This is a genomic window from Streptomyces cyaneofuscatus, assembly GCF_042718795.1.
In the GTDB taxonomy this organism is placed as follows: Bacteria; Actinomycetota; Actinomycetes; order Streptomycetales; family Streptomycetaceae; genus Streptomyces; species Streptomyces cyaneofuscatus_A.
Map to the genome: position 1 here is coordinate 40,615 of NZ_JBHXOX010000007.1, position 17,311 is coordinate 57,925.

The following is a 17,311-nucleotide window of genomic DNA, read 5'->3' on the forward strand; positions in this document are numbered from 1 at the left end:
CGACGGGTCAGGCGGTCCAGTCGAGGATGACCTTGCCGCCGAGGCCGCTCGCCGCGTCGTCGAAAGCCGCTTCGAAGTCGCGGAAGCCGTACCGGCCGGTGATCACGGGGGCGAGGTCCAGGCCGCCCTCCAGCAGGACGGACATGGCGTACCAGGTCTCGAACATCTCCCGGCCGTAGATCCCCTTGATGGTGATCATCGAGGTGACGATGCGGGACCAGTCGACGGCGAACTCCTCGGCGGGCAGGCCGAGCATCGCGATGCGGCCGCCGTGCGTCATGTTCGCGACCATGTCGCGCATCGCCTCGGGGCGGCCGGACATCTCCAGGCCGATGTCGAAGCCCTCGCGCAGGCCCAGCTCGCGCTGCCCGTCCGCGATGGTGCGGTCCGCGACGTTGAGGGCGAGGCTGACGCCGACCTTGCGGGCGAGGGCGAGGCGGGCCTCGCTGACGTCGGTGATCACGACGTTGCGGGCGCCGGCGTGCTTCGCGACGGCGGCGGCCATGATACCGATCGGTCCGGCGCCGGTGATCAGGACGTCCTCGCCGACCAGCGGGAAGGAGAGCGCGGTGTGCACGGCGTTGCCGAACGGGTCGAAGATCGCCGCGATGTCGAGGTCGACGGGGACCCGGTGCACCCACACGTTGGAGGCGGGCAGGACCACGTACTCCGCGAACGCCCCGTCCCGGCCGACGCCGAGGCCGATGGTGGAGCGGCAGAGGTGGCGGCGGCCGGCGAGACAGTTGCGGCACTTGCCGCAGACGAGGTGGCCCTCGCCGCTGACCAGGTCGCCCACCGCGATGTCCGCGACGCCGGAGCCGAGCGCCGCGACCTCGCCGACGAACTCGTGGCCGAGGACCAGCGGGGTGGTGACCGCCTGCTGGGCCCAGCCGTCGTAGGCGCGGATGTGCAGGTCGGTGCCGCAGATCCCGGTACGCAGGACCTTGATCAGGACGTCTCCGGGGCCGTACTCCGGCTCCGGCACGTCCATCAGCCACAGTCCCGGTTCGGCCTTCTGCTTGACGAGTGCCTTCACGGCTGCGGCTCCCTGCACGTGGTACGCGGGTGGTGGATACCCCGGGCCTGGGGGCCTGTCGGAGGAGCCCTGCGGCCCGGGGTGGCTCTGGGGGGGGTCCCGCCCCCATGGTGGGGGCGGAGGCACGGCGGGACGGGACGGAACACGCCCGTGGGGTTCCACGCGCCGTCCCCGACCGTCACCCAGAAGGCTGCCGTACGGCGGGGTCCCGGGTCCATCGAGGATTTCTTAAGCGGGGTCGCAGGAGATCTTCACGCCTGGGCAACGCTTCACGGACCGCTGCCGTCCGCGCGCCTTCGATTCACCTGGGGCGTGTTCCAGGACTCGCTGACCTGCCCATGGCCGGCCGTCCGGCCGGCCATGGGCAGGTCTCCCTCAGACCCGGTCGGCCGCGATGAGGACGTACTGGAAGGATCCGTCCCGGTAGGAATTGATGAACGCGTCCTCGATCCCCGTGACCAGTGAGGACGTGGCCCGCAGCTCCCAGTAGGGCAAGGTGTCGGGGGTGAGGTCGACCACGGCCTGCGGCACGAGGCGGTTGTCGGCCATGGCGCGCAGGTACTCCCGGCGCGAGTGGATGTTGCACTCGAAGTGCGCGTTGATCTGCGAGACCCATTTCGAGGGCTGGCCGTAGCGCGGGTTCCAGCAGCCGGTGATGGTCACGTAGCGGCCGCCGGCCTTCAGGACCCGGGAGTGCTCGGCGAAGAGGTCGTCCAGGTCCACGTACATGCTCGACTCGTTGTTCCACGAGGCCGCGGCGGAGCCGGTGGCGAAGGGTGTGGAGAGCATGTTGCAGACTGTCGCGCGGACGTGGTCGTCGATGCCCAGTTCCGCGGCGCGCCCATTGGCGAAGTCGGCCTGCTTGGCCGACAGGGTCACGCCCTCCACCGAGCAGCCGAAGCGCTGGTGCGCCATCACCATCGAGCCGCCGCGGCCACAGCCCGCGTCCACCAGGGTGTCGCCGGGGCCGATGTCACCGAGGTGCCCCAGGAGGACGTCGGCCTGCGCCGACTCCAGCCGGTGGAGCTCGGCGATCAGCTTCTTCTCGCTCTCCTTGTCGTCCGGGTCGCCGAGCGCGGCGGTGTCGACCTCACCGACGCCGTAGTGGTGGTGGTAGAGGCCGTCGACGTCGCCGAGGCGCAGGTTCACCGGACGGGCCTCACCGTCCCAGTAGCGGGCGATGTCTCCCTGGTAGGGGGTGGCCGGGCCGGGGATGCGCAGTGCGGAGGGGGTGGGGGCGGTGGTGAGTTCGGCGCTGGTCACAGATGGTTCCTTTTCTCTTACCAGAAGTCGGGCAGGCTGTAGCGGTAGGTGTTGGACTGGTGCCAGTGGTGGTTGCCGTCGACCCAGGCGGCGACGCCCCGCAGGAAGCGCGCCACGCTCGGGACGGGACAGGCGGCGGCCAGGGCCGCGGCCTCGGTCTCGAAGTCGTGCATCAGCTCGTTGTGGATCTCGACCGACTTGAGGTAGGCGTCCTTGTCGGACAGCCCCTCGCGTTCGGCGATCACGACGGGCAGGTTCAGATGCCGGCCCGGAGCGTCGAGCTCCTTGGTGTACGAGTAGAGGTCGTTCACGATCGTCGTGGCGTTGGAGGCCAGGGCGATGACCTTCTGCAGGTCGGCCCGGGCATGCAGGTCGGCGGGGAGTTCGTAGCCGCCGACGGTGTCGGTGATGGTGGGGCATGGCCGGAAGTTGTTGAACTGGCGCATCGCCAGGTACTCCCAGACTTCCGGGACCTGATCCTGCTGGGCCCAGGCCGCTTCGGCGAGATACCCCAGGTGCAGTCGGGCCATGTCGTGGCGGAGCCGGTCCGCCTGGGAGGGTCCGGCCGCGCGGACGAAGTAGTCCATCGCGGAGCGGTAGGCGCGTCGCGGGGCGTCCGCGTGGAGGGAGGCCGCCCAGTCCGGCTGGTACTCCCGAACGGTGTGCAGCGGGTCGAGTGCCGTGTGCGCGAGCAGGAGCCGCTCGCCGAGGCCGACGGGTGACCCGCCGTGGTCCTCGCAGTAGCAGTCGTCCACAGCGTTCTCGGCGACCATCAGGCGGGTGGCGAGCATCAGATGGTCGACGGTGGGCGCGTCCGGATGGCATCCGACCATGTAGCGGCCCACGGAGAAGCCGTCGAACTGCTCCTCCCACTCCTCGGGGTACAGGGAGACCTCGTCCAGTGCCCAGGCCTTGATCCTGCGGCTGACCTCGTCGACGCGCCCCGGGTCGGGCTCGGCCACCGGGTGGTGGTGGAGGCCTGGGACCGGTCGGCCCTTCGCCGCGGCCACCGGCGCGGGGGGCTTGTCGCGGGGAGCCAGCCGCAGACCGGTCGTACCCAGACCATGGGGCCCGCGCAGCAGCCGCTCCAGTCCGGGGCCGGCCCCGGGCGCTTCGTTCGCCGGTACGCCGGTCGCCGCTGGAGCAGTCGGCGACAGGGCATTCGGTGACGGGCCGGAGGGGAGGCCGGCCGGCGGGGCCGGTGGTGTGGGCGCGCCGGACCAGGTGCCGAAGGCGTCGCTGGTCTCATGGGCGCGAGCCGCGGCCTCGCCGAGTGCCGTCACCCCGAAGAGAGTGACGGCCTCCGGCAGGCTCGACCGGGGAGGCGGCAGCTCGGGCACGGGCATGCGTGACTCCTTGATGAGGTGGCAGGTGTTCGACGGCGTCCGGGCGTACGGGCCGGTTCACGGTGCTGCGCCGCGGCCATCACCTGGGCCAGTGGGCGATCTGTACGTTCTCCAGCACGCCGACGGCGTCGGGGACGAGGATGGCGGCGGAGTAGTAGGTGCTGACGAGGTAGGAGATGATCGCCTTCTCGTCGATGCCCATGAAGCGGACCGAGAGGCCCGGTTCGTACTCGTCCGGCAGGCCGGTCTGCCGCAGGCCGATGACGCCCTGGTTCTCCTCGCCGGTACGCATGGCGAGGATCGAGCTGGTCTTCTCCGGAGTGATGGGGATCTTGCCGCAGGGCAGGATCGGCACACCGCGCCAGGCGGGAACCTGCTGGCCGCCCAGGTCGGTGTGATCCGGGTAGAGGCCGCGCGCGTTGAACTCTCGTCCCATCGCCGCGATGGTCCGGGGGTGCGCGAGGAAGAACTTGGTGCCCCGGCGGCGGCAGAGCAGCTCGTCCAGGTCGTCCGGGGTCGGCCGGCCGGAGTGCGGTTGGATGCGCTGCTTGAAGTCGGCGTTGTGGAGCAGGCCGAACTCCCGGTTGTTGATCAGCTCGTGCTCCTGGCGCTCCCGCAGTGCCTCGATGGTGAGCCTGAGCTGTTCCTCCGTCTGGTTCATCGGACCGTTGTAGAGGTCGGCGACCCGGGTGTGGACCCGCAGAACGGTCTGGGCGACCGAGAGTTCGTACTCACGCGGCTTCAGCTCGTAGTCGGCGAACGCACCGGGCAACTCGTGCTCGCCGACGTGGCCGGCCGACATCGCGATCTCCGCCTCACCGCGGTGGTTCTGCCGCTGCCGCGAGCGTGCGGTGAACTCGGCGAGGTGGGAACGGAGCTCCGGCGAGGTCGACACGATCGCCGCGAAGTCCGCGCGGGACAGGGTGAGCAGCGTGCCCGCGGTCTCGGCGGTGGCGGTCTGCGTCCACCGGGCGTCGTCGTCCAGCAGGACGTGCTCCCCGAAGTGGTCCCCGTCCGCCAGGACGTCCAGGGTGACCTCGTCGCCGTAGGTGCCGACGGAGGTCTGACCGATCCGGCCGTGCGCGACCAGGTGGAGCCGGTCCGCGGCCGCGCCCCGTTCGACCAGCGTCTCCCCCGCCCGGAAGTCACGCTGTACGCACCGGTCGGCGATGGCTGTCAGCACCTCGATGTCGTCGAAGTCCCGCAGTGGGGCCAGTTCGCCCAGCTCGTGGGGGATGACCCGGACCGCGGCCCCGTCCTGGACGAATTCCACCCGCCCGTCACCCACGGTGAAGGACAGCCTTCGGTTGACCCGGTAGGCACCGCCCTTGGTCTCGACCCAGGGAAGCATTCGCAGCAGCCACCGGGAGGTGATCTCCTGCATCTGCGGGGCGGACTTCGTCGTGCTGGCGAGGTTGCGGGCAGCGGCCGTGCCGAGGCTCGACTGCCGGGGCACTTCCAGTCGCGCTTCCGAGCTCGAGTCAACAGTCATCGGGCAAGCTCTCCTTGGTGGGCGAGGACGCGCGTCAGCGGACGCGACCGTTCATCAGCGTGGAAAAGCGAAGAAATGGCCTGGTAAGCGGGAGAATCCCCTCCAGATCCACGGGAACACTAAGGGCCCTTCAGCCCTACGGACCAAGGGAATCCGCCGACATTCGCTCGATACGATGATCGCGCCCGAGGGACGTTTGGCCCTGTGCCGATGGATTTCAGCCGTGATCGAGGAGGGCGCCCACAGCCGCCCTGCGGGTCACGATGCCCGGCGCTGCGTATGCGCGACGAGATCCGGCCTGCGGGGGCGGATCGACGGCGGCAGGGACAGGTGGGACACGGTAGACGGACCCGGGCCGGGCCCGTTCCTGCCGGGTAGTTGGCCCTGCCGGGTAGTTGGCGAACGCCTCGCAGGACGCGAGGAGGCCGCAGGCCGGTGGCGCCACCGGCCTGCGGTGTCCGGCCAAGGCAGTACAGAGACAGGGCTGACGACCCAACAGAAACACTCAGGCCCCGCCACGTTCAGACCTTTGCACGAAGACCGGCGAACTTTGAACACAGTGGTGACGAAGTATGGACGGCGTCAGCAGAAGCCTCCTACTGTTTCGGTCGCGACCCGCCGGAGTTACACCCGGGTCACACCAGCCCGACCCGCACGAGCCGCACCGTTCACCCCCGGGCGCCGGGTGGCCCCACCCACCGCCGCGACGTGCCCCTCGCTGCGAGGGGCCAGGAGGAAGAATGCATCCACGGCCGTTCCACCGCTCCCGCAGACACCTCGCCCTCAGACCCCCCGCCCTCAGGCACCGACCGTTCCGCAGGCATCTGACCGGTCTGCTGGTCTCGTCGTTCCTCATCGGCGCCTTCTCCGCCGTCCCGGCCACCGCCGCCCCCGCCGCGCCGGCCGAACTCCCTCCGCAGGAGCCGGGGGTGACCCTCCGCGTCTTCGACGTCCAGGTGCCTCTGGACGAGTTGTGCGACATCAAGGCGGGCCAGACGCCGAACGTCGACAAGTTGATGCCGCAGATCGACTGGGACGCGGCGGACGACTTCGGCTTCGAGGACCGCTTCGTCTCCCAGGTGACGGGCAACATCGACGTGCCCGAGGGCGGTTCGTACACGTTCCGGCTCACCAGCGACGACGGATCGCGGCTGCTGATCGACGACCGACTCGTCATCGACCACGACGGGTTGCACGGCGCCGACCCGAAGGACGGCACGGTCACCCTCACGACCGGCTACCACTCCCTCCGTATCGACCACTTCGACCGCACCGGCGGCCAGCAGGTCACGCTCGCCTGGCAGCCGCCGGGCGCCGGTGGCTTCACCGTCGTACCGAACTCCGTGCTGTCCACCGACGCCGACGTCGTACGGGTGACGGCGCCCGGCCGCAAGGAGTGCGAGGGCGCCCTCGACTCCCCCGGCGACGGGCTGCCGCTCAACGAGGTCCACCCGGACTACGCGCTCACCGATCTGCGCCCGGCGGGCTTCGAGCCGCAGGTCTCCGCGATGGACTGGCTGCCGGACGGCCGCCTCGCCGTGACCACCTGGGGCGGCACGGACAACGAGACCGGTGAGGTCTACCTCCTCGACGACGTCCAGGGCGAGACCGGCCCGGGCCAGGTGAAGGCGAAGAAGGTCGCCGAGGGGCTCAAGGAGCCCATGGGCATCAAGGCCGTCGACGGAAAGCTCTACGTCTCGCAGAAGCACGAGCTGACCGAGCTCACCGACACCGACGGCGACGACGTCACCGACGAGCTGCGGACCGTGGCCACCTGGCCGTACGGCGGCAACTTCCACGAGTTCGCCTTCGGCCTGCTCTACCGGGACGGCCACTTCTACCTCAACCTCTCCGTGGCGATCGACTACGGCGGTGCGACGACCGACCCGCAGCCGGCGGAGAACCGCGGCACGACCATCAAGGTGAACAAGGAGACCGGCAAGGTCGACTACATCGCCGGCGGACTCCGCACGCCCAACGGCATCGGCTGGGGACCGGAGAACGACCTGTTCGTCCTGGACAACCAGGGCGGCTGGCTGCCCTCCTCGAAGCTCGTCCACGTCAAGCAGGACCGCTTCTTCAACCACTACACCAACCCGTCCGGCCCCTTCGACGCGAAGCCGGTCACCAAGCCGGTGCTCTGGCTCCCGCAGAACGAGATAGCCAACTCGCCCAGCACACCTCTGCAGTTGACCGAGGGGCGGTTCGCCGGGCAGATGCTGTTCGGGGACGTCACGTACGGCGGTATCCAGCGCGCCTACCTGGAGAAGGTCGACGGCGAGTACCAGGGCGCGGTCTTCCGCTTCACCCAAGGTCTGGAGGCAGGCGTCAACCGGATCAGCATGGGGCCGGACGGCGCGATCTACGCCGGTGGGCTCGGCGCGGGCGGCAACTGGGGCCAGGAGGGCAAGCTGAACTACGGCCTCCAGAAGCTCTCCCCCAGCGGGGACAAGGCGTTCGACATCCTGGCGATGCGGGCGAAGCCCGGCGGCTTCGAGCTGGAGTACACCGAGCCGCTCTCGGACGAGACGGCGGCGAAGCTCGCAGAGAGCTACCAGGTCGAGCAGTGGACGTACGCGCCCACCCCTCAGTACGGCGGCCCCAAGATCGACGAGGAGACCCTCCAGGTCGGCTCGGCGACGCTCTCCGAGGACCGCAGGAAGGTCACGCTCGCCCTCCCCGGCCTCAAGGCGAACCGCGTCGTCCACGTCCGCTCCCCGCGCCCCTTCTCCTCCGCGAGCGGCACGGAGCTGTGGTCCACGGAGGCCTGGTACACGCTCAACTCCCTTCCCGGTGAACAGCCTTCGCCCACCCTGTACGAGGCGGAGGAGGCGGCCCTCACCGGCGGCGCGGGCGTCGACACCGAGCACGCGGGCTACTCGGGCGGCGGCTTCGTCGACAACTTCGGCAACCAGGGTGCGGCGGTCACCTTCGACGTGCGGACGGAGAAGGCGGGGACGTACGACGTCGGCCTTCGCTACTCCAACGGCCCGAACCCGGCCCCCGGCACCAAGACGATCAGCCTCCACGTCAACGGCGAGAAGGTCCGGCAGACGAGGCTGGCCTCCACCACCGACTGGAAGACGTGGGCGACGAAGAACGAGCAACTGGAGCTGGCCGAGGGCCGCAACACCATCACGTACTCCTACGACAGCGGCGACACCGGCCATGTGAACCTCGACATGATCGCCGTCCACCCCAAGGGCGCCCGCATCCCGCTCTTCGACGGGACCGGCCAGGCGAACTGGCAGCACCCGGACGGCCGCACGCCCGAATGGCCGGTGAGCGGCGGGGAGATGGAGATCAGGAACGGCGATCTGCGGACGAAGCAGGGGTTCGAGGACTTCCGCGTCCACGTGGAGTTCCGGCTGCCGAACCTCCCGCCGGACGTGACCGGACAGGACCGGGCGAACAGCGGGGTCTACCTCCAGGAGCGGTACGAGGTGCAGATCCTGGACTCGTACGGTGACGACACGCTCGCCGACAACGAGGCCGGGGCGATCTACACGAAGAAGGCCCCGGACGTGAACGCGGCCACCGCGCCGGAGACCTGGCAGACGTACGACATCACCTTCCGCGCGGCCCGCTTCGACTCCTCCGGCAACAAGACGGAGGACGCGCGGATCAGCGTCGTCTGGAACGGCGTCACCGTCCACGACGACGTGGCGGTCGACGGCCCGACCGGCGGCGGAGCGGCCGAGGCCGCGACGGCGGGGGCGATCAAGCTCCAGGACCACGGCAGCAAGATCAAGTACCGGAATGTGTGGGTGGAGCCGCTGACGTAAGGGACGGAGGGCCATGAGTGGGGCGGCGGCCGCTTCGGGCCGCCGCCCCTTTGCCGGTCCCGCTCGGGCCGCAACATGGCGAAACGCCGTCGCGCGGGCCCCGGATCTGCTGGGATAGGTGGTGGGAGCACGAGTGGTGAGCACGGGGGCGCACGGTGGGGCTGGAGTTCGGGCACAACCTCGGGCTGCGCCGTGCCCTGCGCGGGCTGCCGCTCTCCCCGCTCGTCACGGGGTACGGCCGGCTGGTCGCTCGGCAACGGGCCCTGGGGTTACGGCACATCGGGGACGCGCTGGTCGAGCGCGGGCGGGTGCTGTGGGTGCTCGACGGAGTCTTCGAGGAGGGTGGCGCGCGCCGCCGGCAGCACATCGGCGCCGACCGGCTGCGTCGGATCGGCGCCGCGCGCGGTGGGGCGTACGGGCCGCTCCTCGCCCAGCTTGAGGCGGTGCAGCTCCAGGATCCCGCCGCCCTGCGCCGCATCCTCCTCTACCAGCTCGTCGAACTCCTCCACGCCCACCCGCAGGGCGCCGACCCCGCGACCGCCGTCGCGCTCGGGGTCTGTCCGCAGGAGGCGGGCCCCCTCGTCCGCGTGGCCGCCGCCCACCTGCGGCTGGATAAGCAACAGCGGCGTGCGGTGGAGGAGTTGGCGGACGCGTGGGCCGACGGGAAGGTGCGGCGCGCCGCCGGGCTTGCGGCCCTGCTTCCGGCGGGCGGCGGGGGCGACGCGCTGCTGCGCCGACGGCTGGCGGAGATCGCCGAGCGGGTGAAGGAGGCCGACGACGCCCTCGACGCGGCGCGGGACGCCGAGCGGACGGGCGATGCGCGGGCGGCCGAGGACCGCACACTCCGGGCCGCCCGCCTGGCCTCGGACTGCCCCCGCGCCCTGCTCGGCCTGGTACGGCTGCACCGGCCGGGGGGCGGTGCGGGCCCGGAAGCGGAGGATGCCGAGGGCGCCGGGGTCGGTGAGGTGCTGGCCGTCCGCCCCGCACCCGAGAGCGTGGCCGTGGCCCTCTCCCCCGCACCCGAGAGCGTGACCGTGGCGCTCTCCCCCGCGCCCCCGGCCGCCGACGCGGTGAACGGCACCCGGGTCCTGCGGCTGACCCGCGTGCCGGGCGGCCCCACCGGGATCGCCGAGATCACGGACGCCTCCCCGTCGGGCGGCTGGGTGGATCACAGCCCCCCGTTCGGCCACGAGGTCCGCTACGCCGCCCTACCTTTGCGGGACGGCCGGATCGACGGCCCGCCCGTCGTCTCGGACGTGCTGCTCGTCGCCCCGGACGTGTCGGGGCTGCGGTCCACCACGGGCCGGGGCCGTATCGAGGCCACCTGGACCGAGCCGTCGGGTGCGCTGGGCGTACGCGTTCGACTCGACGGCCCCGGGGGCCCGGTGGGCGATGTCGTCGTGCGTACGGGGGCGCTGACCGCGACCGGTCTGGGCGTCGGCGCGTACGTGCTCCGCCTCCGCTGCCGCTACCGGTCGCCGGACGGGACCGCCATCGAGTCGGCGGGGGCGGAGCACCCCGTCTCCGTCGATCCCTGGCCCGCCCCGGTGGACCGGCTCGACGCCACCGCCGCCCACGGGGCCGTCCGGTTCACCTGGAGCGGTGGGCAGGACGCCGACGTACGCCTCGTCTCCTGGCCCGCCGGCCCACCGGAACCGGGGGCCGAGCTGACCGAGGACCCGGCGCGGCCCTGGCCCGCCCCGCTGCCCTGGAAGACGGCGGCGGGCGGCGGTCTGGTGCCGCCCCCGGGCTCGGTCACCCGGGTGTCCGCCCTGGCCGCGCTCGGCCCGCGCGCGGTGGCGGGGCCGGGTCTCGTCGTCGAGTGTCCGCCCGCTGTGGCCGGGGCCCGGGTGGAGCGGGTGGGCGGGGGCCGGGCCCGGGTCACGTTCGACTGGCCGGGGGAGGCGGGCGAGGTCGCGGCCACCGTGGAGCAGGACGGTGCGAGCACCGTGCACCGGGTGGTGGCCCGCAGCACCTACGTACGGGAGGGGCTGTACGTGGACGTGGCGCCCTCCGCGTTCTCGCTCACCCTGTCCGCCGCACCCCGGACGCCGGACGCGGTGGTCGTGCCCCCGCCGGGCGGCGCGGTCCGGGTGCCCGCCGACATCGCCGTCAGCTACCGCATCGTCCCCGGTGCCCGCCGGGCGCTGCGGCGCGGGCCCTCGCTGCTGCGGGTCACCCTGTCCTGCCCGGGTGAAGTCCCGCCCGATCTGCCGGAGTTCGTCCTGGTGGCCAGGCCGGGCACCGGCCGGGACCCGGTCCGGCCGCGCACCCCCACGGACGGCACGACCCTGCTCCGGGTCGGCGGCGGCACCCTGAGCCCCGGCAACCCCGTCGAACTGCCCGTGCCCGCCGGCCTCCGGCCCCCGTACGCCCTGCGCGGCTTCCTCCTCGGCGAAGGGGCCGCCGACATACGCCTCGACGAACCCTCTCCCACGACCCTGGTGGTGCGCTGACATGACGACTGTCATCTGTCCCTACTGCTTCGACCGCGCACCGGCCGCGCGCCTGCCCTACCGCTGTCTGATGATGGCCACCGGGGTACGCGGCGGCACCCCGTGCGACGCCGAACCCGACGACGTATGGGCCGACTTCATGGGTCCGAGCCTGCCACCGTCCCGGCGGCTGCGCGGCCCGGTCTTCCCCGCGCCCCGCAGTCTCTCGGCCCTGCGCTCCCCCTCTGCCCGGCAGCCGTGCCCACGGTGCGGAGTGGCCACCTCGGTACGGGTCTGCCGTGGCTGCCACAACGACTTCCCCAGCGAGTACTGCGACCAGGACAGCCGCATCATCGCCCTGGTAGGCGCCAAGGCCTCCGGGAAGAGCACCTACGTCTCGGTGCTCGTCAACGAACTGCGGGGCCGGGTGGGCCGGGAGTACACCATCTCGCTGCCCGCCATGGGGGCCGAAACGCAGCGCCGCGACCGGGAGATGGAGGAGGACCTGTACGAGCGGCTGCGGCTCCCGGACACGACACGTCCGGCCGCGATGGGCTTCAACGACCCGCTGCTCTACCGGCTGAGCGTGCCGCGCCGGGGCCGGTACGCCAAGGGCAGCAGGCACACCACGCTGGTCTTCTTCGACGCGGCGGGCGAGGACCTCAAGAGCGCGGAGGCGATGGCCCGTTACACCCAGTACCTGGCCGCCGCCGACGGGATCATCCTGCTCGTCGACCCGCTCCAGATGGGTTCGGTACGGGACCGCAGCGCCTCCGCCGACGGGCCGCCGCTGCCCGCCGTCGAGACGTCCCCGCAGCAGATCGCCTCCGACCTGGCCGCCCAACTCCGTTCCCACGGACGGAGTGTGTCGCGGGGCCGGGTCACCACACCGATGGCCGTCGCCGTGACGAAGACGGACGCGCTGCGGGCACTGCTGGGGCCGCACTCGCCGCTGCTGCGCAACGCCGCCCACACCGGCGGCGAACTGGACGACGACGACCGGCTGGCCGTGCACGAGGAGTTGCGCTCCCTGCTGAGCGACTGGGACTCCGGGGTGCTCTGCCGCCAGTTGGAGAACGACTTCGCGGAGCTGTCGTACTTCGGCCTCTCCGCGCTGGGCGCACCGCCGCCCGCCGACGCACCGGCCGACGCCCCGAAGTCGGGTCCGCAGCCGCTGCGGGTGGAGGATCCGCTGCTGTGGCTGCTGGGGCGGCGCGGTCTGGTCCCGGTGCGCAGGAGCCGGCCGGAGGGCCAGAAGGAGAACCGTACGGGGAAGGCCGACGCATGAGCCTGGGAGAACCGTACGGGGAAGGCCGACGCATGAGCCTGGGACAGCTGCACTACACCTCGGCGCCGCCCGGCCCGGACGGCTCGGGGTTCCGCTTCACCGCGCTCACCCCGGGGCTGCCGCAGTCGGTCCTCCGGGAGGCCGAACAGCTCATCGGCTACGAGCCGCCGCGCAACGCCCCCTCGCGCCCCTCCCCCGCCGAACTCGACGCTTTCCCCAGGGCGTTCAGCTACAGCGAGCTGTCCGACGGCAGCCGGCTGCTGGCCCGTACGGTCTACACGGGCGCCGACTACAGCGGCCGCTGGGGCAACTTCCACGCCCATGCCGTGCATCTGGCCCCGGGACGGCACCTGCCGGACGGGGCGCTGCCCGTCAGCGCCTGGGAGTCCCCCGGGTGGGCCGCGACGAGCCCGGAGGGGGGCACGCCGCCGGCCCTGGCCGCGCTGCCGCCCTCCACCCTGCTGGACCCGGCCGGACTGATCGCCTTCGCCGCCTCCCGGGCGCCCTGGCTGGCCGCCGTCTTCACCGACCTCCAGCGCCAGGCCGAGGACGAGACGGCGCCGCAGGTCGTCCTCGTGGAGCGGGACAGCGCCGATGTGGCCCGCTGGGTGGCCCTGGCGAGCGCGGCGCTCCCCCGGGAGGCCGCCCACCGGCTGACGTTCACCACGTACACCCGGCGCCCGCACCTCGCCGGGCAGCGGATCGTCGGCGTGCTGCCGGACGACGCGCACGGGCTCGCCGGTTCGGGGCGCCGCTACCGGGTCCACGACTGTTCCGCCCCGCCGCCCGCCCCGGACGGGCCGGCGTCCGGGCCCGACGGGTCGGCGCCCGGACCTGACAGATCGGCGTCCGGACCTGACGGATCGGAACCGGCGCCCTGGGCGGTGGCCGCCGCCGGCATCTGGTCGGCGGGTGCCTTCGAATTCTTCCAGCACGCCCACCGCCTCCCCGGAGAGCCGTTCTCGGCGGGAGCCCTGTCCGCCCTCGCCCTGTGCGCCGGGATCGACCTGCCGTCGTCGCACCGCACGGCGGCGGCCCGGTGGGCGTGCGAACACCCCGCCGAGCTGGGCGAGCAGGAGCTGGACGGGCTCGTACAGACCCTGGCGGCAACCCGGCCGGAGACGGCGCCCCGGCGGGAAGCGGCGGTACCGGCGGCCGAGACCGCCGCCCTGGCCGAGCTGTTCGCCCGGGTCGGCGCGAACCTGCGGCCGGAGACCGCCGCACCGCTCGCCGCCCGCCTGCTCACCGCCGCCGTCCGCTCGGCCGAGCCGGTACGCCCGCCCGAGCGCGGAGCGCTGACCGACGAGGTGGCCCGGCACCTGGCGGCCGAGCTGGGCCCCGAGCTGCGGACCGGGATCGCGGACCCGGCGGACGGCTTCGCGCGTCCGCTACGGCTGCTGCGGGTGGCCGGTCTCCTCGCGGTGGACTGCTCCGACCTCCTCGCCCCGCTCGCGCACCGGCTGGTGGCAGCGCTGCTGGCCGATCCGTCCGCGTACGGAGGTGAGCTCCACGAGACACTGACGGACCGGCCCGACCTGCACACCGCCCTGCTGCGGGAGCTGGACGCGGCGGCCCTGGCCGGTCCCGCCTCGGTCACCGTGCTGCTGGAGCGCGCTCCGGTGGAGCTGGAGAGCCGGGAGCCGCTGCCGTATCTGCGCATGTGCGGCTGGAAGGCGCGTGGCCCGGCCGGAGGCGCGGGCGGCGACCGGAACGCTGAGCTGCATGCCGTACTGGAGGCGGCCCGGGTCTCCGTCTTCGCCCATCCGCCGCTCCTGCGCGTCGCCTTCCGCCTGGTGTGGGGGGCCGGCACACCGACGCCGGCGGAGGCCCGGTACGTCCTCGCCGAGACCGGGGCCGACGTCCACCGCCCGGCGGAGACGTGGCCCTTCCTGGTCACGGCGGCGCTGAACGGCCGGCCGGGGGACCCGCACGCGGACGAGCTCGCACACGAGCTCCTCGCGGCCTTCGGTACGCAGGTGGCGCCCCGCGACCGGGCGGCGCTCCTGCTGCTGGAGTTCGCGCGGGACCTGCGGGCGGGCGGCGCGGGACCCGGCTGGGTGGACCGGTACCTCGGCCTGAGCCGGGCCGCCGAACCGCTGAATCCGACGGTGCAGGAGCACGTCTGCGGCCGCATCGTCCGGCGGCTGCTGACCGATCCCGGGGCGGGCCGAGAGCTGGACGACCTGATCCGCAGCGGCGACGCCGAGCTCTGCGCGGCCTATGAGCGGGCCGCCCGCGAGGACGCGGTCCACAGCCAACTCCTCCGCGACCCCCGCTACTTCGCGGACCGGTTCATCGACTGGAACGCCCATCCTCAGGCAGGCGGCGCCTGGGCCAAGGTCCGGGGTTCCCTGCTGGACGGAGTGCTACGGCCGGCCGCTCGGGCGCTGGCCGCCGAGGAGCTGGCCGCCGTCGAAGCGGCCCTCGCCAAGCGGGGCGCCCGGCACGCGGAGGACTTCCGCGCCTGGAACCGGCCGGGAGCGCTGGGCCGGCTCGGGCTGCGGTTCGGCGGCCGGGACAGCCGCCCGGGCAAGGCCGCCGCCCGCCGCCGAGGCTCCGGCGCGGGTTCCGGTTCCGGTTCGGGCTTCGGCTTCGGCTTCGGCCCGGGTTCCGGTTCCGGTTCCGGTCCTGGCGCCGGCCCGGGCTCAGGTCCTGGTCCTGGCCCTGATTCCGGCGACCGGTACCGGGACGGGGGCAGCCGATGAGCGGGCTTCTCTCGGCGGCGGCCTGGCTGACGGTGGCCGTCTGGGCGGGCGTGTGCCTGTTCCGCGCGTTCTGGGAGTTCCTCGCGCTGGCGCTGCGCGCCTCCGGGCAGGCGCTCCGGCCCCGGACGCCCGGCACACCCGACCCCCGTATCCCGCCCGTCGGGACCGAGCCCGTGCAGCGCGCGTACTGGTCGCAGCTCATGTGGGTGGACACGTACACCTCCACCCGGGCCGCCGCCTCGGCCGTACGGCACCGGCTGCTGGGCCGCTGGATGGCGGTCACCGCCCGCCGCATGTTCACCGGCCGCCAGCCGTCCACCGGCTACCGCTTCGACCACTGGATCGCCCGCTGCGTGGTCCGCCTCCTGGCCCCCGGCACCGCGCTCGGGGCGATCACCGGGGCGCTCCTCGCCTCGGCGGTCCTGGTGCTGGTCCACCTCGTGCTGTGGCTGCTGGTGGCCCTGGTGTTGCTCGTGGCGGTGGCCGGGGTCGCCGTCCTGCGCGGGGCGGACCGGGCCGGGGCGCTGGTGCGGCGGGTCCGGATGAAGTGCCCCTATCCGGGCTGCTACCAGGCGTTCCCGCTCGCCGTGCACCGTTGCCCGGGCTGTAGCAGGGCCCACCGGGAGCTGCGGCCGGGCCGGTTCGGCGCGCTGTGGCACGTCTGCTCGTGCGGGCGCCGGCTCACCACCGTCTCCCTGGCCGGCCGCGACCGGCTCGCGGTCGAGTGCCCGCACTGCGACCGGTCGCTCCCGGCCGGGATCGGGCGGCTGCGGATCGTGCACGTGCCGGTGATCGGCGGGACCTCCTCGGGCAAGACGATGCTGATGGCGGCGGCGGTCACCGGGCTGCACGCGAGCACCGGACACAGCCCGCTGAAGGTCGAGTTCGCGACGGACGACGACCGGCGGGACATCGTGGACCTCAACGGGCAGCTCAAGCAGGACGGTTGGGTGCGCAAGACCCAGGGCGGCCAGCCCCGGGCCCTGATGCTGCGGGTCACCCACCGCCGCAGGCGCCGGCTGCTCTACCTCTACGACCCGATGGGCGAGTCGCTGTACGACGTGGACTCCACGCGCCGCCAGGAGTATCTGGCCCACGCGGACGGGGTGGTCCTGGTCGTCGACGTCCTGGCCGAGCCCCAGGTACGCCGGTCCCTCACGGCCGCCGAGGAGGAGCTGGCGCGGGCGGCCAACCCCTCGGAGCCGGGGCCGTGGCAGACGTACCAGACGTTCACCGGCGAGCTCTCGGCGCTGGCCGGACAGCGCCGGCGCGGCCGGCTGCCGCTGGCGGTCGTGGTCACCAAGCGGGATGTGCTCGACCGGATCGACCGCCTGCGGGTGCCCGCGACGGGGATCGGCCCCTGGCTGGCCACGATCGGTCTGGACCCGCTCGTCCGGGACCTGGGGCACCGCTTCCGGACCCGGCGGTACTGGGCGCTCAGCGCGTACGCGGCCACCGGTACGGGCCCCCTGGTGAGCGAGCAGCGGCGGGCGGCGGAGGCGGTGTTGTGGATTCTGGCCCGCACGGGCCTGCGGGTCGGCAAGCTGCTCTCCGAGGGCTCGTACGGGGACCCTGGGGCTGCGCGAGCCGCCCCGTCCGTGCCCGGTCCGCGCGATGCCCCCGTACAAGATCGTTCAACCAACTGACGGAGCCTGACGTGGTCGTTAAGGTCGGTCACGTCCGAGAAGAGAGGGACGGTCCACGCCCATGCCGGTCGTCACACCGAACATCGCGCGAGGGCGTCGGCTGCTCCTCACCCTGTTCGTCATCGCCTCCGTGCTCACGCTCGCCGGGCTCCTGGCCTGGGGCTTGGCGAACCTCGGAGAGCTGCTGACCGGATGGCTGAGCGATTGACGGCACCGCGCGTCTCCTCGACGGCACCACGACAGCACGGCAACCGCACGCCGACAGCACCACGCATCACACACCATCAGAAGGAGGGCTTCGAGTGAGTGACATCC

10 protein-coding genes are annotated in these 17,311 nt (G+C 72.8%); 6 read left to right on the forward strand and 4 right to left on the reverse strand.

Translation table 11 applies throughout. The features are described 5' to 3' along the window. Positions 1-7: 7 nt before the first annotated feature. From tdh to ACFWRT_RS09160, 4 genes are all read right to left on the reverse strand, one after another. Positions 8-1,036, reverse strand: coding sequence for an L-threonine 3-dehydrogenase (tdh, locus tag ACFWRT_RS09145; protein ID WP_380951600.1), 1,029 nt, complete (start codon positions 1,034-1,036; stop codon positions 8-10). A 375-nt stretch (positions 1,037-1,411) separates the two neighbouring features. Next, positions 1,412-2,299 (reverse strand): geranyl diphosphate 2-C-methyltransferase, encoded by an 888-nt coding sequence (locus ACFWRT_RS09150; protein ID WP_380951601.1) that lies wholly within the window; start codon positions 2,297-2,299, stop codon positions 1,412-1,414. A gap of 17 nt (positions 2,300-2,316) precedes the next feature. Beyond that, positions 2,317-3,645, reverse strand: coding sequence for a family 2 encapsulin nanocompartment cargo protein terpene cyclase (locus ACFWRT_RS09155; protein ID WP_380951602.1), 1,329 nt, complete (start codon positions 3,643-3,645; stop codon positions 2,317-2,319). Positions 3,646-3,724: 79 nt separating this feature from the next. Continuing rightward, on the reverse strand, positions 3,725-5,137 hold the full coding sequence (locus ACFWRT_RS09160; protein WP_380951603.1) for a family 2B encapsulin nanocompartment shell protein: 1,413 nt from the start codon (positions 5,135-5,137) through the stop codon (positions 3,725-3,727). 740 nt (positions 5,138-5,877) lie between these two features. Between ACFWRT_RS09160 and ACFWRT_RS09165 the strand changes: the two genes are divergently transcribed. From ACFWRT_RS09165 to ACFWRT_RS09190, 6 genes are all read left to right on the forward strand, one after another. Then, positions 5,878-8,922 carry a 3-keto-alpha-glucoside-1,2-lyase-like domain-containing protein gene (locus ACFWRT_RS09165; protein WP_380951604.1) on the forward strand — a complete coding sequence of 1,015 codons (3,045 nt, stop codon included), beginning with the start codon at positions 5,878-5,880 and terminating at the stop codon, positions 8,920-8,922. Positions 8,923-9,077: 155 nt separating this feature from the next. Beyond that, positions 9,078-11,378 carry a hypothetical protein gene (locus ACFWRT_RS09170; protein WP_380951605.1) on the forward strand — a complete coding sequence of 767 codons (2,301 nt, stop codon included), beginning with the start codon at positions 9,078-9,080 and terminating at the stop codon, positions 11,376-11,378. A gap of 1 nt (position 11,379) precedes the next feature. Then, on the forward strand, positions 11,380-12,645 hold the full coding sequence (locus ACFWRT_RS09175) for a TRAFAC clade GTPase domain-containing protein (protein ID WP_380951606.1): 1,266 nt from the start codon (positions 11,380-11,382) through the stop codon (positions 12,643-12,645). A 32-nt stretch (positions 12,646-12,677) separates the two neighbouring features. Then, on the forward strand, positions 12,678-15,350 hold the full coding sequence (locus ACFWRT_RS09180) for a GTPase-associated protein 1-related protein (RefSeq protein WP_380951607.1): 2,673 nt from the start codon (positions 12,678-12,680) through the stop codon (positions 15,348-15,350). Next, complete coding sequence (locus ACFWRT_RS09185) at positions 15,347-16,996, forward strand: TRAFAC clade GTPase domain-containing protein (protein WP_380951608.1); 1,650 nt, start codon at positions 15,347-15,349, stop codon at positions 16,994-16,996. Before ACFWRT_RS09180 ends, ACFWRT_RS09185 begins: the two co-directional genes overlap by 4 nt. Positions 16,997-17,057: 61 nt before the next feature. Beyond that, positions 17,058-17,204, forward strand: a complete 147-nt coding sequence (locus ACFWRT_RS09190) for a hypothetical protein (RefSeq protein WP_380951609.1) — start codon at positions 17,058-17,060, stop codon at positions 17,202-17,204. The last annotated feature ends 107 nt before the right edge of the window (positions 17,205-17,311 follow it).

Coding starts and splice junctions, on each gene's coding strand:
- ACFWRT_RS09155 (WP_380951602.1), bottom strand. CDS start 3,645: ATGCCCGTGCCCGAGCTGCCGCCTCCCCGGTCGAGCCTGCCGGAGGCC.
- ACFWRT_RS09160 (WP_380951603.1), bottom strand. CDS start 5,137: ATGACTGTTGACTCGAGCTCGGAAGCGCGACTGGAAGTGCCCCGGCAG.
- ACFWRT_RS09165 (WP_380951604.1), top strand. CDS start 5,878: ATGCATCCACGGCCGTTCCACCGCTCCCGCAGACACCTCGCCCTCAGA.
- ACFWRT_RS09175 (WP_380951606.1), top strand. CDS start 11,380: ATGACGACTGTCATCTGTCCCTACTGCTTCGACCGCGCACCGGCCGCG.
- ACFWRT_RS09180 (WP_380951607.1), top strand. CDS start 12,678: ATGAGCCTGGGACAGCTGCACTACACCTCGGCGCCGCCCGGCCCGGAC.
- ACFWRT_RS09185 (WP_380951608.1), top strand. CDS start 15,347: ATGAGCGGGCTTCTCTCGGCGGCGGCCTGGCTGACGGTGGCCGTCTGG.
- ACFWRT_RS09190 (WP_380951609.1), top strand. CDS start 17,058: ATGCCGGTCGTCACACCGAACATCGCGCGAGGGCGTCGGCTGCTCCTC.